A 13,057-nucleotide genomic window follows, 5' to 3' on the forward strand; every position below is an offset into this window, starting at 1 on the left:
CTCAGCTACCCGCGTAAGCGACCTGCCGCCGCCGGTGCGACGTCGGGGGCTCCGGCGGGCGGCGGCGGGCCAGCAGGACGATCGCGACGATGATCAGCACGCCGCCGCCGATGCCGAGCCAGAGCGGGCCGGTGCTCGACAGGAACTCCAGCTTGCCCTTGTTCGCGTTCACCTGGTCGACCATCTGCGCGATGGTCCGGCCGTTGTAGGCGAGCGTCCCGTCGAACACGACCGTCGAGCTGCCACTGGTGCCGACGCGCAGCTCCTGGTGCTGCTGTTGCTGCTGCTTGACCTCGATCCCGGTGACCGGCTCCACCCACATCGTGTTGACACCGCGGTAGTAGAGGTCGGCGTCCACCGAGGACTGGTCGGAGCCGACGAGCGAGCCGGGCACCTTCTTCGAGGAGAGCTTCGTGTCGGGGATGTCCTGGACGAACTTGTAGGTCTCGATCCCGTTCACCGTCTCGGTGCCGGCGTAGCGGGCGGTGACGGCCGCCTCGGTGTTGTCGTCGTAGACCTTGTAGTCCTTCTGCTCGGTGCCGAAGGGGAACTTGAAGTTCAGGCCGGGCTGCGCCTTTTCGACGTTCGTCTCCGGCGGCTTCTGGCCGTCCTTGTCGGCCTTGTCCTTCAGCTCGGTGACGTAGCTGCTCCTGGCGTCGCACTGCGGGTTGTTGCTGCCTCGCGGCTCGTAGCCCTCGCCGGTGCGCCGGTCGAAGCAGACCTGCCGCTTGCTCGCGCTGAGCACCGTGCCGTCGGCGTCGTCGGTGACCTGCACCGCCAGCAGCCAGACCGCGTAGTCGGTGTCCGCCTGCATCTCCGGCGCGGCGAAGTTCGCCTGCACGTGGCCCACGGCGGTCAGCTTGGCGTTCTCGCGGATGTTCGAGACCGGGCCGGACCCGTCGTCGGTCACGGCGAGGACCTTGCTCGCGGTGCCTTCGAGCACCGACGTCGAGTCCTGGTCGAGGGGCACCTTGGCGAGCTTCGGGTAGACGTACGTGGGGAGGAGCACCGCCCCGGCGACCGCGAAAACGCCCAGTGCCAGCAAGATCAGGCCGAAAGCACGTCGCAACGGTCCTCCTGGGTCAGTCTTCGTCGACACCCAAATTACCCGGCGGTAATCAGGTGCTGCGGATAGTGGCCCGCGCCACGCCGCGCGTCAAAGTGTGACCGGCGGTCACAGCCACCCGGTGCGACCGGACAGCCGCATGTGCGCCGCCGTTCGGACCAAGTGACCAAACAAGTTTGTTCCCGGGCACAACGGGCATGGGCCCACCATCGGACGATCCTCCCTCCGCCGCGCCGTACCGCAAAGGAAACCCCCTTTTGCCCCAGGACCCTTCGCTGGTCGCCATCGCGGCCACCGCGCGCTGGCGGGCCCGGATCGTGGCGGCGGCCGCGAGCGCGGGAATCACGCTGACCGACCCGCTCGCCGGTGTCCCCGGCATCCGCGTGCTCGCCTGCACCCCGGGCGACCTCGCCGTGATCGTGCCGAGGCTCGGCGGCGAGCCGTCCCGGGCGGCGATCGGCGCCCATTCGGACTCGATCGCCGACCGCGAGCTGCGCGACGCCGTCGCCGACGTGGCGGCCCTGCTTTCCCTGCACGGCAACGTGGTGCTCGACCTCGACGCCGGCCGCCGCCCGCCGCCCCGCCCGGACGTCGTCGTCTCGGCCGGTGTGGACCGTCCCCAGTGGACGGAGCCGGCGGTGACCCTCCCGGTGGGAACCGGCCGCCGCGGAGGACCGCTGACGGTGGCACTCAGCGCGGGCCCCGGCTTCGAAGGCACGCTGCTGGAACTGGCGAGGCTGGTGGAGGCGGACGCGGCTTAGCCCGTCCGGTCAGTCCTCTCAGTCCTCCTGCGCCACGAACCGGGTCAGCAGCTCGTGCAGCCGGCGCTGGTCCGCGTCGTCGAACACCTTCAGCAGCCCGGCCACGGCCTCCGCGAACAGGTCGCCCGCCTCGTCGAGGCGTCGCTCGCCTTCCTCGGTGATCACGATCTCGTACGCCCGCCGGTCGCTCGCGGATCGCTGCCGCCGCACCAGGTTCCGGTGCTCCAGGTCGTCGACGATGCGGACCAGGGTGGACTTGTCGACCCCGAGGGCCGCGCCGAGCTCGCGCTGGCTGCGGACCCCGCCCGCCCGGACCGCCGTGAGCACGCCGGCGTGCTGCAGCTCGATGCCGGTCGGCCGCGCCGCGTCGTTGGCGTGCGCGCGGGCCAGCCGGTGGGCGCGGTTGAGCAGCATCCCGATGGCCGCCGGATCGACTGGTTGAGCCTCCATGACGGTGATGCTAGCATCTGAGATGGTCTCAACTGAGATCATCTCATCACGGGGGTAGTCATGAGAGTCCTCATCAGCGGTGCCGGGCTGGCCGGCCCGTGCCTGGCCCACGGCCTGCGCCGGCACGGCATCGACGTCCTGCTCTTCGAACGGGACGCCGCCGTCGACGCCCGCGCGCAGGGCTACCGGATCCACATCGGCGGCGAAGGCGACGCGGCATTGCGCGAGTGGCTGCCGTCCGAGGTGTACGAGCAGGCCGCCGCGACGTCCTGCGTGACCGGCCGCGGGGTCACCACGGCCGGCCCCGGCCTCGGGACGTTCACCGAGATCCCGTTGCCGCCGAACGCCTACGCCGGGATCACCGTCGACCGGCTGACGCTGCGCCGGATCATGCTGCGCGACCTCGGCGGCCGCACGCGCTTCGGTGCCGGGTTCGCCGGCTACCGCCTGCTGGACGACGGCCGGGTGCGGGTCCGGTTCGCCGACGGCACCACCGAAGACGGCGACCTGCTCGTCGCCGCCGACGGCGTCGGCTCCGGCATCCGGCGGCAGCTGCTGCCGGAGTTCCCGGTGACCGTCGAGGACACCCGGCTGATCTACGGCCGCACGCCGCTGACCGGCGACGCCCGCGACCTGACACCGGACGCGGCGCTCGAAGGCTTCCTCGGGGTGAACGACGGGGACGGCCGCGGGCTCGCCCTCGCCGCGCAGCGCTTCCGGCGCGACCCGGCCGAGTTCGGCTTCCCACCGGGCCGGGACTACGTCATGTGGGCCGTCGCCGCCCCGTCGGGCCGGTTCGGCCCGGACCTCTTCCGGCTGGCCGCCGGGGACCTGATCGACCTGGCGGCGAAGACGCTCGCCGGCTGGCACCCGTCGCTGCCCGAGCTGATCCGGCTGGGCGATCCGGCGTACGTCGTGCCGTCGAACGTCCACACGTCCGAACGGCCCGAGCCGTGGGCACCGGGCCCGGTGACCCTCGCCGGCGACGCGGCGCACCCGATGCCGCCCGCCGGCATCAGCGCCGGGGTCGCGCTGCACGACGCGGGCCTGCTCGCCGGCCGGCTGGTCTCGGGCGTACGGCTGCCCGACGCCGTCGCGGAGTACGAGAAGGAGATGCTCGACCACGGGTTCGCCGCGGCGGCCGATGCCGCCCGGCGCCACCGCGGCGAGTTCTAGTCGTCGACCCACTCCAGGAGGTCGCCGGGCTGGCAGCCGAGCACGCGGCACATGGCTTCGAGGGTGCTGAACCGGACCGCCTTGGCGCGGCCGTTCTTCAGCACCGCGACGTTGGCCGGTGTCAGCCCGACCTTCTCGGCGAACTCCCCGACGCTCAGCTTGCGCTTGGCCAGTTCGACGTCGATGCGCACGACGATCGCCATCAGATGACCGCTTCCAGGTCGGTCCGCAGGGTGGTGGCCTGCCGCAGCAGCGCGCGCATGACCACCATCAGCAGGCCGAGCACGGTGATCCCCACGGTCACCAGGAACAGCAGCATCGGCATCCCCGGGTCGTCCGCGTTGAAGCCGACGAAGACCAGCATGCCGACGAACACCAGCCACGCGGCACCGATCGCCCAGACGATCGCGTCGACCCACTTCAGCGACGCCGGGGTGAAGATCCGGTCCTTCTTGACCAGCGTCAGCAGCTGCCAGGTCGCGACGACCACCACCTGGACGCACAGCACGAGGAACACCGCGATGGCGGTCAGCGGCCAGCGCAGCGGAGCGTCGTGCGGGTTCTGCTGCGTGTGGTAGGCGATCCCGCCCGGCAGCGAAAGCGTCTGGAACACGACGAGCACGGCGAACAGCACCACGAGGAACACCCGGAGCGCGGCGACCGCGCGTCTTTCGGTCAACATGCGACGACTATCGCCGGATATCTATCGAAAGTCAATCGGTAGGTGTCGATCTACGATGTCTCCGGATCGAGCCGCACCGATTCGAGGGCGACGTACAGCTCGCCGATGTCGACCGGGTCGGTCAGGTCGCGCTTGGTCAGGTCCTGCACGCGGCGCAGCCGGTAGCGAACGGTATTGGGGTGCACGAACAGCCGGTCCGCGGCCTCCTTCGCCGACCCGTGACCGGCGAACCACGCGAGCAGCGTGTCGAGCATGACCTTGCGTTCCGCGCCGGGCAGCGCGAGCACGCCGGCCAGGGCGGACCGCACGACGTCGCGGGCCATTCCCGGCGCGGCGGCGACCAGCGTCGTCACCGGCGAGTCGCCGAACACCACCACGCCCGCGGTCGCCGTGGGCAGCGAGCGGCGGGCGATCCGGGCCCGGTGCAGCGCGTCCGGGACGTCCGGGAACCCGCTGAACGGCTTGCTCATCCCGGCCGCCACCGGCAGCGAGCCCAGCACTTCGCGCAGCCGCCGGACGTCCTCGATGCGGTCGATCGCGACCAGTCCCGCTTCGCCGCCGGGCCGCCAGGCCGAGCGCCAGCGGCGGGCGCGCAGCAGCGCCTCGACGGTGTCCTGCTCGTCGGGCTCGACGCGCTCGGTCACCACGACGACGAACATGCCCGCGGTCGGCAGGCCCAGGTCCCGGGCGGCGGCTTCCATGTCGGCCTGGCTGGTGAGCCGGCCGCGGAAGAGGTCGTCCAGCCGCCGCGCGTCGGCGTGCGACGGCTCGGCCGCGACCTGCTCGTACGCCGTGGTCAGGGCGTCGGAGTAGAGGTCGATCGCCTTCCAGACGTAGGAGTTGATCTCGATCGTCCGGGTCGGGTTGAGGAACTCCGGGCCGGCGAGCTCGAGGAGGGCTTCGTAGACGAAGGTGCCGCCGATGCGGAAGGCGCGCAGCACCGCGGGCAGCGGGATGCCTTGCCGCGCCTGGACGAGCCCGGTCTTGCGGGCGGCGTCGAGGGCGAGCCCGCGGCCCTCGACCAGCGCGGTCAGCGCGCGCTCGAGGTTGGCCTGGCAGACCTGGCGCAGCTCGCCCGGCGCGACGTGCTCGACCTGGCGGTAGAACTCGTCTTCTTCGCTGAGCAGGCGGGCGAGCCGGTCGGCGAACTCGGGCAGCCTGGCCAGCATCTCGCGCACCAGCTCGCGGTGTTCGCGAGGCACCGGCCTGGCGAGAGCTTCAATGCCCATCCCTCACTTTAGCTCGGGTCCGCGGCCCGGGACACGCACGAACTTGAGCAAAATTCATGTCCACTGAGTGATCGGCCCGGTGAGGGGTTGACGCCACGATCGACTCATGAAGGCTTGCGTGCGGTGAAGTACACGTGCGGCTCGGGTCCGGCCCCGGGGTGATCCGGCACGAACAGGGCCTGGTCTTCGCGGACGATCTCCAGGCCGGTCGCGCGGAGCTTCTCCGCGAGGACCTCGGCGGGGAAGCTGCTCGCGCGGACCGGGTGTCCCATGAAGACGATGTCGACGCCGTCCACGTCGGCGGGCACGGTGGCGAAGACGAGCAGGCCACTGGGTTTCAGCCAGCCCGCGAACCGGCCGATCATCGTGTCCTGGTCGGCGCGGGGGAGCTGCAGCATCGAGAAGAACGCCGTGATCGCGTCCCAGGTCCCGGCTTCGAAGGACAGTTCGCGCATGTCGCCCGCCTCGAACCGGGCCGCGGGCACCTGTGCTCGCGCGATCTCGACCATCTTCGGCGCGACGTCGTACCCGGTCACCGCGTGGCCGGCCGCGGTGAGCAGGTCCGCGACCGGGCGGCCGGTCCCCGAGCCGACGTCGAGCACCGCCGCGCCCGCGGGCAGCCGCTCGGCCAGCGCGGTGATCGCGGCTCGCTGCTCGGCGAGGTTCCGGAAGGCGTGTTCGTAGTCCTTGCCGAGCGCGTCGAAGACCTCGGCGGCGGATGCGGGACCGGTCATGGGCCCACTCTGTCAGACGTTCGGTTGCGCAACATCCGTACGGATGTGTGCAATTTCAGAGTAAGTTCTGGCAAAACCTTGTGATTCAGGCACGTGGCGACCTAATCTTCCGCGGCACTCCACTCGAGAATCGAGGTCCGCGATGGCGCGACGCACCTTCGGAACCGTGCTGGCCGCGGTCATCACCCTGCTCGCGGTGGCCGTTCCCGCGTCGGCCGCCGGGCGGCCCGTCGTCACGCGGGCCGCGCTCGATCCGGCGCTGGTCGCCGGGCGCGGCGCGAACGTCGGCTTCCTCGAGCAGGAGGCGGAGAACGCGCGCACCGACGGTGTCGTGATCGGCCCGGACCGCTCGGCCTACACGCTCCCGTCCGAAGCCTCCGGCCGCCGGGCGGTGAAGGTGACGCCGGGGCAGTACGTCGAGTTCACGCTGCCCGCCGCCGCGAACGCGATCACCGTCCGCTACAGCATCCCGGACGCGCCCCGGGGCGGCGGGATCACCGCGCCGCTCGACGTCACCGTGAACGGCGCCCACCGGCAGCGCATGACGCTGACTTCGCAGTACTCCTGGCTGTACAACCAGTACCCGTTCAGCAACGACCCGGACGCGGGCCTGCTGCACCCGGACTGGTGGATCACCGAGTGCTCGTGCGTGCCCGCGGCGACCACGCCCGCGCCGGTCGTCGAAAAGCCGTTCCGCCCCAGCCACTTCTACGACGAGCAGCGGCTCCTGCTCGGCCGCTCCTACCGGGCGGGGGACAAGGTCCGGCTCACCGTCCCGGCCGGGAGCGCCGCCGCGTGGACGGTCGTCGACCTGCTCGACTCCGAACTCGTCGCACCGCCGCGGGTCGTTCCCTTCGCGGCCGACGCACTGCTCTTCGGCGCCGACCCGACCGGCCGCCGCGACTCGGCCGACGCCCTCGACCGCGCCATCGCCTTCGCCCGGCGCGCTCACCTCGCGGTGTACCTGCCGCCCGGGACGTACCAGGTCAACCGGCACATCGTCGTCGACGACGTCACGATCGAGGGCGCCGGCAGCTGGTACACGATCGTCAAGGGACACGAGGTGGCGCTCGGCACGCCCGACCCCGACGGGTCGGTGCACACCGGCGTCGGCTTCTACGGCAAGCCCGCCTCGGCCGGGGGCAGCCACCACGTCCACCTGTCCGGCTTCGCGATCGAAGGCGACGTCCGCGAACGCGTCGACACCGACCAGGTCAACGCGATCGGTGGCGCGCTCAGCGACTCCACTGTGGACTCGTTGTACCTCCACCACACGAAGGTCGGCCTGTGGTTCGACGGGCCGATGCGCGGCACGAAGATCACGGGCAACGTCATCGCCGACCAGGTCGCCGACGGCCTCAACTTCCACACGGGCGTGACGGACTCGGTGGTGGCGAACAACTTCGTCCGCAACACCGGCGACGACGGACTGGCCCTGTGGTCGGAGAAGACCCAGGACGCGCGGAACACGGTCGACCACAACACCGTCCAGACGCCGGTGCTGGCCAACGGGATCGCGCTGTACGGCGGCGTCGACAACACGGTGTCGGGCAACCTGATCGCCGACCCGATCCGCGAAGGCAGCGCGATCCAGGTGGGGTCGCGGTTCGGCGCCGAGCCGTTCGCCGGGACGCTGCGGATCGCGGACAACACGACGGTGCGGGCCGGGACGTTCGAGCTGAACTGGAAGATCGGCCTCGGCGCGATCTGGTTCTACGCGCTGGAGAAGGACATCGCCGCGGACGTCTCGGTGACCGGCGACCACTTCCTCGACACCACCTACAACGCGATCATGCTGGTCAGCGACTTCCCGGTGAAGGACAAGTACTCGATCACCGGGCTGAAGTTCGCCGACCTGCGCGTCGACGGCACCGGAACGTCGGTGCTCAGCGCCCGCTCGGCGGGGTCGGCGTCGTTCCGGAACGTCGAGGCGCGCAACGTCGGCGCGGTGGCCGTGAACAACTGCGGCTCGTTCACCTTCCCGCCAACGGGATCGGAGTTCGCGCTGACGGACCTCGGCGGCAACGGCAGCTGGCTGGCTCCCTGGCTGCTGCCGAACACGATCACCTGCGACGACCGGCCGCCGGTCGTGCCGCCGCCCGCGCCCTCGGCGTGGTGAGCCGCTAGGGTTCGGCCGTGGCTGGGTTGCGCGGGGTGTTCGCCGGTTTCGGCAAGAGCAAGGCGTTCGCGGTGCTCGGGCGGGCGCTCGTGCCCGCCGACCGGGTGCTGCTGCGGATCAGCGGCGGCCGGGTCGGCGTCGGCGCGGCGGTCGGGTTGCGGACGCTGCTGCTCACCACGGTCGGGCGCCGCAGCGGTGCACCCCGGCAGGTGCCGCTCCTGTACGTCGAGCGCGCCGGCGGGTACGTCGTGATCGGCTCCAACTGGGGCGGCGAGGCGCACCCGGCGTGGTCGGGGAACCTGCTGGCCCAGCCGAAGGCGACGGTCGCGATCGGCGGCCGGACCGTCGAGGTCACCGGACGGCTCCTGACCGGTGACGAGCGTCAGGAGATGTGGGACGCCGTCGCGTCGTACTGGCCGGCTTACGACCGCTACGCCGTGCGCGCCGGCGACCGCGAAATCCGCGTCTTCCTGCTGGAGCAGGTCAGCCGATGAGGTCGGTGTGCCGGATCCGGTACACCTGGAGCCGCAGGTTGTAGTACTTCTCCGTCTCGCCGACCCACTGCATGCCGAGCCGCTTCGCGACGGCGATCGCGCGCGTGTTGTTCGGCCGCGCCACGGCGAACAGCTCGTCGGTGTCCTGGGTGAACGCCCACTCGATCAGCGCGGTCGAGGCCTCCGACGCGTAGCCCTGGCCCCAGACGCCCGGGCTCAGCTGCCAGCTCAGCTCGAGGTCCTCTTCGAACGGCGGCAGCAGCCGGATGCCGAGGCCGCCGATCACCACGCCGTCCTCCTTGCGCTCGACGGCCCACCGGCCGCGCGGCGGCGGCAGGTTCGGCTGCACCTCGGCCCAGGCCTGCAGGACCGCGCGCATCGCGCCGACGTCGCCGACGCGATCCATGGCCGGGGTCAGCCAGTGCGTCACGTCCTCCGCGCCGTAGATCTCGAACGCGGCTTCGGCGTCGTCCACCGTCCAGTCCCGGATCACGAGCCGGTCGGTGCTCAACGGAGTCTCCATACCAGGACGCTACGCCGGGCGGCCCTCGGTTGTTCCCGGTGAAAGTGCTCAGAAGATGAACACTTCACCCCCGACGATGTGGGCATGGAGACTTTGGCAGGCATCGCGGTGGTGGACGTCACGTCGGCCGGGCAGTGGCGGGAGTGGCTGACGTCGTCGTCCGGCACGGCGTCGTCGGTGTGGCTGGTCATCCGGCGCAAGCACAGCGGCGCTCCCGGCGTGCTGGTCCACGAGGCGATGGAGCAGGCGCTGTGCTTCGGCTGGATCGACAGCAAAGCGCTGAAGCGGGACGCGGAAAGCACGTACCTCTGCTTCACCCCGCGGAATCCGAAGAGCACGTGGAGCCGGGTGAACCGCGACCGCGTCGAGCGGCTGACCGCGGCGGGGCTGATGACGCCGTCGGGCCAGGCGATGGTCGACCTCGCCCGGCGCACGGGGACCTGGGACGCGCTGGCCGAAGCGCAGGACGGCGTCATCCCGCCGGACCTCGAGCGGGCCTTCGACGCCGTCGCGGCCGGGCACTTCGCGGCGTTCCCGCCGTCGTCGAAGCGGCTCATCCTGGAGTGGATCGCCAAGGCCAAGCGCCAGGAGACGCGGCGGCGGCGCATCGCGACGACCGTCGAGCTGGCCCGGGAAAACGTGCGGGCCGCGCACCCGAAGGCGGCCTAGAGTCGGGCCGTGGACGAACTGCGTGACCTCCTGGCCCGCGCCGCCGAGCTGGCCGCCGACCATCGGGCTTCCCTCGCCGACCGGCCCGTCGCCCGTGCCGTCGACGCCGCCGCCCTGAAGGCCGCCTTCGGGGGCCCGCTCCCGGACGGCCCGACCCCGCCCGGCGCCGTTATGGAAGAACTCGCGCGGGCCGCCGAGCCCGGCCTCGTCGCCACCGCCGGCCCGCGGTTCTTCGGCTTCGTCATCGGGGGCGCCCTGCCCGCCGCCACGGCCGCGGACGTGCTGGCCACCGGCTGGGACCAGAACGGCTTCAACGCCGTTCTCTCCCCGGCCGCGGCCGCCGCCGAAGAGGCCGCCGGGACCTGGCTCAAGGAGCTGCTCGGCATCCCCGCCACCGCCTCCGCCGGCTTCGTCACCGGTGGACAGGCCGCGAACACCGTCGGGCTGGCCGCCGCGCGGCACCACGTCCTCGCCGAGGCCGGATGGGACGTCGAGCGCGACGGGCTCGGCGGTGCCCCGCGTGTCCGCGTCCTCGCGAGCGAGGAGCGGCACGCCACCGTCGACCGCGCACTGAGGCTGCTCGGGTTCGGCACGCGGGCCGTCGAGCCGGTGAAGGCCGGGCCGCAAGGCGCCATCGACCTCGACGACCTCGCGCGGAAGGCCGGCGACGGCCCCACGATCGTCTGCCTGCAGGCCGGCAACGTGAACACCGGCGCCTGCGACGACCTCAGGGCCGCCCGAGCGGTCGCGGAGAACGCCTGGATCCACGTCGACGGCGCCTTCGGCCTCTGGGCCGCCGCCAACCCGGGGACCGCGGGCCTGCTCGACGGCGTCGAGCTGGCCGACTCCTGGGCCTGCGACGGCCACAAGTGGCTCAACGTCCCCTACGACTCCGGGTTCGTCTTCTGCGCGCGCCCCGAGGTCCACGCCGAGGCGATCGCCTACCGCGCCGCCTACCTGACCGGCGCCGGCGAGGTGTCCGGCATGGGCGACCTGACGCTGGAGTCGTCGCGCCGCGCCCGCGGCTTCGCGGTCTGGGCGGCGCTGCGGGAGCTGGGCCGCGACGGCGTCGCCGAGCTCGTTGACCGCTGTTGCCGGCTGGCGCGCCGCTTCGCGGAAACCCTCGCGGCCGGTGGCGCCGGGATCGCGAACGACGTCGTCCTCAACCAGGTCCTGGTGTCGTTCGGCGACGACGCCCGGACCGACGCGGTCATCGACCGGATTCAGCGCGACGGCACCTGCTGGCTCGGCGGAACCACCTGGCGCGGCCGCCGGTACCTACGGATTTCGGTGTCCAACTGGATGACGACGGAAGCGGACGTCGACCGTTCGGCCGCCGCGATCCTCCGGCTGGCTCAGTAGCCTTCGCGCACCGAAAGGGTGTCCGTCCGCCACGCGATCCGCTTCTCCTTGCCGCGTGGCCAGCTCGACGAAAGCCGCCGCCGGAGGCTGCCGAGCGCACCCAGCCGGACGAGATCCACTCGGGACCCCTGTGCGGCCATTGTGGTCACTTCGGCGGGGGTGAGCGGGACGAAGTCGAAGTACTGCGCGTCTTCGCCGCCGGTCCCGTCGCCGAACTCCGTGAAGATCGCGGCGAACGCCTGCCGGCATTCCGGGCAAACCCGTAGCGCGATGCTGAAGTGGGACTTCTCGACCAGGCGGTGGATTTCACGCAGGCGGGTCGTGCAGAACGCCAGCGCGGTCAGGGCGTCTTCGCCCGAGCAGCGCGCGCAGCCGAACTCGGTCATCGACCGATCATCGCACGCCGTGAATCCGCACCCGGCTCCGGGGGTACCGAGAAACCCTTTGGCCACAACGTTTCGCTCTGGTCCGCAGTGGTCTGGACCTGTTAGTCTCGGCGCGTCCGACCGGTCGGCTCGCCGAAGGAGAATTTCGTGCTCCGCATGAGAAAACGCATCGCCGGCGCCTTCGCCACCGCAGCGCTGGCGCTCGCCGGTGCCGCCGTCGTCGCGCCGCCCGCCGCCGAAGCGGGGCCGTCCGGGGGCGGTCACTCCCAGGGCAAGGTGATGGCCTACTTCGCCGACTGGGACGTCTACGCCCGCAACTACCACGTCAAGGACATCGAGACGTCCGGTTCGGCCGCGAAGCTGACCCACCTCAACTACGCGTTCGGCAACGTGACCGGCGGCGGTTGCGCCGTCGGCGACCCGTGGGCCGACCACGACATGCCCTACGACGCCACGATGAGCGTCAGCGGCCAGGCCGACAGCGCCGAGCCCGGCGCGCTGCACGGCAGCTTCAACCAGATCCTCCAGCTGAAGAAGCTGAACCCGAAGCTCAAGGTGCTGTGGTCCTTCGGCGGCTGGACCTGGTCGGCCGGCTTCACCGAGGCGGCGAAGAACCCCGCCGCGTTCGCCGAGTCCTGCTACAACCTCGTCAACGACCCGCGCTGGGCGGGCGTCTTCGACGGCATCGACGTCGACTGGGAGTACCCGAACGCCTGCGGCAACACCTGCGACGAAAGCGGGCCGAAGGCGTTCACGGCGCTGGTCAAGGCGCTGCGGGCGAAGTTCGGGCACCAGCTGGTCACGGCCGCGATCACCGCGGACGGCTCGAAGAACGGCAAGATCGACGCCACCGACTACGCCGGGGCGAGCCGCTACCTCGACTGGTACAACGTGATGACGTACGACTACTTCGTCGCCGGCGGCCAGCCGACCGGACCCACCGCGCCGCACTCCCCGCTGCGCTCCTACGCGGGCATCCCGACCGCCGGGTTCTACGCCGACGCGGCCATCCAGAAGCTGCGCCACCAGGGCGTCCCGTCGTCGAAGATGTTGCTGGGCCTCGGGTTCTACGGCCGCGGCTGGGACGGCGTCACGCAGAAGCAGCCCGGCGGCACGGCGACCGGCCCGGCTCCGGGCACGTACGAAGCGGGCGTCGAGGACTACAAGGTGCTCAAGACGACGTGTCCGGCCAACGGCAAGATCGCCGGTACGGCGTACGCGAAGTGCGGCTCGCAGTGGTGGAGCTACGACACGCCCGAAACGGCGTCGGCGAAGGCCGGCTACGCGAAGTCGCAGGGGCTGGGTGGCGTGTTCGCCTGGGAGCTGTCGGGTGACACCGCGAACGCCGAACTGCTGCGGGCCATCGCCGGCCGCTGCTGAAACCTCTAGCTGGAGGGCCCGGGCGC

Annotated in this window: 15 protein-coding genes; 7 read left to right on the forward strand and 8 right to left on the reverse strand. The window is 71.5% G+C overall.

Going from position 1 to position 13,057, the window contains the following annotated elements; translation table 11 throughout:
* Position 1 precedes the first annotated feature (1 nt).
* Entirely contained in the window at positions 2–1,069 is a 1,068-nt protein-coding gene (locus tag ABZ342_RS35390; protein ID WP_155541515.1) for a DUF3068 domain-containing protein, read from the reverse strand.
* A 254-nt stretch (positions 1,070–1,323) separates the two neighbouring features.
* Between ABZ342_RS35390 and ABZ342_RS35395 the strand changes: the two genes are divergently transcribed.
* Positions 1,324–1,827, forward strand: coding sequence for a hypothetical protein (locus tag ABZ342_RS35395; RefSeq protein ID WP_196425188.1), 504 nt, complete (start codon positions 1,324–1,326; stop codon positions 1,825–1,827).
* 18 nt (positions 1,828–1,845) lie between these two features.
* Here the strand turns inward: ABZ342_RS35395 and ABZ342_RS35400 are convergent, their stop codons facing one another.
* Positions 1,846–2,277, reverse strand: a complete 432-nt coding sequence (locus ABZ342_RS35400) for a MarR family winged helix-turn-helix transcriptional regulator (RefSeq protein ID WP_360482550.1) — start codon at positions 2,275–2,277, stop codon at positions 1,846–1,848.
* 60 nt (positions 2,278–2,337) lie between these two features.
* Between ABZ342_RS35400 and ABZ342_RS35405 the strand changes: the two genes are divergently transcribed.
* Positions 2,338–3,453 carry an NAD(P)/FAD-dependent oxidoreductase gene (locus tag ABZ342_RS35405; protein ID WP_360482553.1) on the forward strand — a complete coding sequence of 372 codons (1,116 nt, stop codon included), beginning with the start codon at positions 2,338–2,340 and terminating at the stop codon, positions 3,451–3,453.
* Here ABZ342_RS35405 and ABZ342_RS35410 read toward each other — a convergent pair.
* The 4 genes from ABZ342_RS35410 to ABZ342_RS35425 all read right to left on the reverse strand — a co-directional run bounded on the left by ABZ342_RS35410 (position 3,450) and on the right by ABZ342_RS35425 (position 6,098).
* Positions 3,450–3,656, reverse strand: coding sequence for a helix-turn-helix transcriptional regulator (locus ABZ342_RS35410; RefSeq protein ID WP_155541518.1), 207 nt, complete (start codon positions 3,654–3,656; stop codon positions 3,450–3,452). The two genes, ABZ342_RS35405 and ABZ342_RS35410, sit on opposite strands and share 4 nt — an antisense overlap.
* Positions 3,656–4,135: a DUF2975 domain-containing protein gene (locus ABZ342_RS35415; RefSeq protein ID WP_360482556.1), complete on the reverse strand. Its 480-nt coding sequence runs from the start codon at positions 4,133–4,135 to the stop codon at positions 3,656–3,658. Before ABZ342_RS35415 ends, ABZ342_RS35410 begins: the two co-directional genes overlap by 1 nt.
* Before the next feature lie 50 nt (positions 4,136–4,185).
* Positions 4,186–5,364: a PucR family transcriptional regulator gene (locus ABZ342_RS35420; protein ID WP_155541520.1), complete on the reverse strand. Its 1,179-nt coding sequence runs from the start codon at positions 5,362–5,364 to the stop codon at positions 4,186–4,188.
* A gap of 104 nt (positions 5,365–5,468) precedes the next feature.
* Positions 5,469–6,098, reverse strand: coding sequence for a class I SAM-dependent methyltransferase (locus tag ABZ342_RS35425; RefSeq protein WP_360482560.1), 630 nt, complete (start codon positions 6,096–6,098; stop codon positions 5,469–5,471).
* A 142-nt stretch (positions 6,099–6,240) separates the two neighbouring features.
* On the opposite strand from ABZ342_RS35425, the gene ABZ342_RS35430 reads away from it, so the two are divergent.
* Together ABZ342_RS35430 and ABZ342_RS35435 are read left to right on the forward strand one after the other, a co-directional pair.
* On the forward strand, positions 6,241–8,217 hold the full coding sequence (locus ABZ342_RS35430; RefSeq protein WP_360482563.1) for a glycosyl hydrolase family 28-related protein: 1,977 nt from the start codon (positions 6,241–6,243) through the stop codon (positions 8,215–8,217).
* A gap of 26 nt (positions 8,218–8,243) precedes the next feature.
* Positions 8,244–8,711, forward strand: coding sequence for a nitroreductase family deazaflavin-dependent oxidoreductase (locus tag ABZ342_RS35435; RefSeq protein WP_360482643.1), 468 nt, complete (start codon positions 8,244–8,246; stop codon positions 8,709–8,711).
* Here the strand turns inward: ABZ342_RS35435 and ABZ342_RS35440 are convergent.
* Positions 8,701–9,234 (reverse strand): GNAT family N-acetyltransferase, encoded by a 534-nt coding sequence (locus tag ABZ342_RS35440; protein ID WP_155541524.1) that lies wholly within the window; start codon positions 9,232–9,234, stop codon positions 8,701–8,703. The two genes, ABZ342_RS35435 and ABZ342_RS35440, sit on opposite strands and share 11 nt — an antisense overlap.
* 84 nt (positions 9,235–9,318) lie before the next feature.
* On the opposite strand from ABZ342_RS35440, the gene ABZ342_RS35445 reads away from it, so the two are divergent.
* Together ABZ342_RS35445 and ABZ342_RS35450 are read left to right on the forward strand one after the other, a co-directional pair.
* Entirely contained in the window at positions 9,319–9,903 is a 585-nt protein-coding gene (locus tag ABZ342_RS35445) for a YdeI/OmpD-associated family protein (protein WP_360482567.1), read from the forward strand.
* An 18-nt stretch (positions 9,904–9,921) separates the two neighbouring features.
* Positions 9,922–11,265, forward strand: coding sequence for a pyridoxal-dependent decarboxylase (locus ABZ342_RS35450; RefSeq protein WP_360482646.1), 1,344 nt, complete (start codon positions 9,922–9,924; stop codon positions 11,263–11,265).
* On the opposite strand, the gene ABZ342_RS35455 is transcribed toward ABZ342_RS35450, so the two are convergent.
* Positions 11,259–11,651, reverse strand: a complete 393-nt coding sequence (locus ABZ342_RS35455) for a hypothetical protein (protein WP_155541526.1) — start codon at positions 11,649–11,651, stop codon at positions 11,259–11,261. The two genes, ABZ342_RS35450 and ABZ342_RS35455, sit on opposite strands and share 7 nt — an antisense overlap.
* A 147-nt stretch (positions 11,652–11,798) precedes the next feature.
* Between ABZ342_RS35455 and ABZ342_RS35460 the strand changes: the two genes are divergently transcribed.
* Positions 11,799–13,031, forward strand: a complete 1,233-nt coding sequence (locus ABZ342_RS35460; protein ID WP_360482571.1) for a glycoside hydrolase family 18 protein — start codon at positions 11,799–11,801, stop codon at positions 13,029–13,031.
* Positions 13,032–13,057: the final 26 nt, after the last annotated feature.

This window comes from Amycolatopsis sp. NPDC005961, assembly GCF_040629235.1.
Lineage (GTDB): Bacteria > Actinomycetota > Actinomycetes > Mycobacteriales > Pseudonocardiaceae > Amycolatopsis > Amycolatopsis camponoti.

Excerpts from the sequence above, each read along its gene's own strand:
- ABZ342_RS35400 (WP_360482550.1), bottom strand. The coding sequence starts at position 2,277 with ATGGAGGCTCAACCAGTCGATCCGGCGGCCATCGGGATGCTGCTCAAC.
- ABZ342_RS35405 (WP_360482553.1), top strand. The coding sequence starts at position 2,338 with ATGAGAGTCCTCATCAGCGGTGCCGGGCTGGCCGGCCCGTGCCTGGCC.
- ABZ342_RS35410 (WP_155541518.1), bottom strand. The coding sequence starts at position 3,656 with ATGGCGATCGTCGTGCGCATCGACGTCGAACTGGCCAAGCGCAAGCTG.
- ABZ342_RS35415 (WP_360482556.1), bottom strand. The coding sequence starts at position 4,135 with ATGTTGACCGAAAGACGCGCGGTCGCCGCGCTCCGGGTGTTCCTCGTG.
- ABZ342_RS35420 (WP_155541520.1), bottom strand. The coding sequence starts at position 5,364 with ATGGGCATTGAAGCTCTCGCCAGGCCGGTGCCTCGCGAACACCGCGAG.
- ABZ342_RS35425 (WP_360482560.1), bottom strand. The coding sequence starts at position 6,098 with ATGACCGGTCCCGCATCCGCCGCCGAGGTCTTCGACGCGCTCGGCAAG.
- ABZ342_RS35430 (WP_360482563.1), top strand. The coding sequence starts at position 6,241 with ATGGCGCGACGCACCTTCGGAACCGTGCTGGCCGCGGTCATCACCCTG.
- ABZ342_RS35440 (WP_155541524.1), bottom strand. The coding sequence starts at position 9,234 with ATGGAGACTCCGTTGAGCACCGACCGGCTCGTGATCCGGGACTGGACG.
- ABZ342_RS35445 (WP_360482567.1), top strand. The coding sequence starts at position 9,319 with ATGGAGACTTTGGCAGGCATCGCGGTGGTGGACGTCACGTCGGCCGGG.
- ABZ342_RS35455 (WP_155541526.1), bottom strand. The coding sequence starts at position 11,651 with ATGACCGAGTTCGGCTGCGCGCGCTGCTCGGGCGAAGACGCCCTGACC.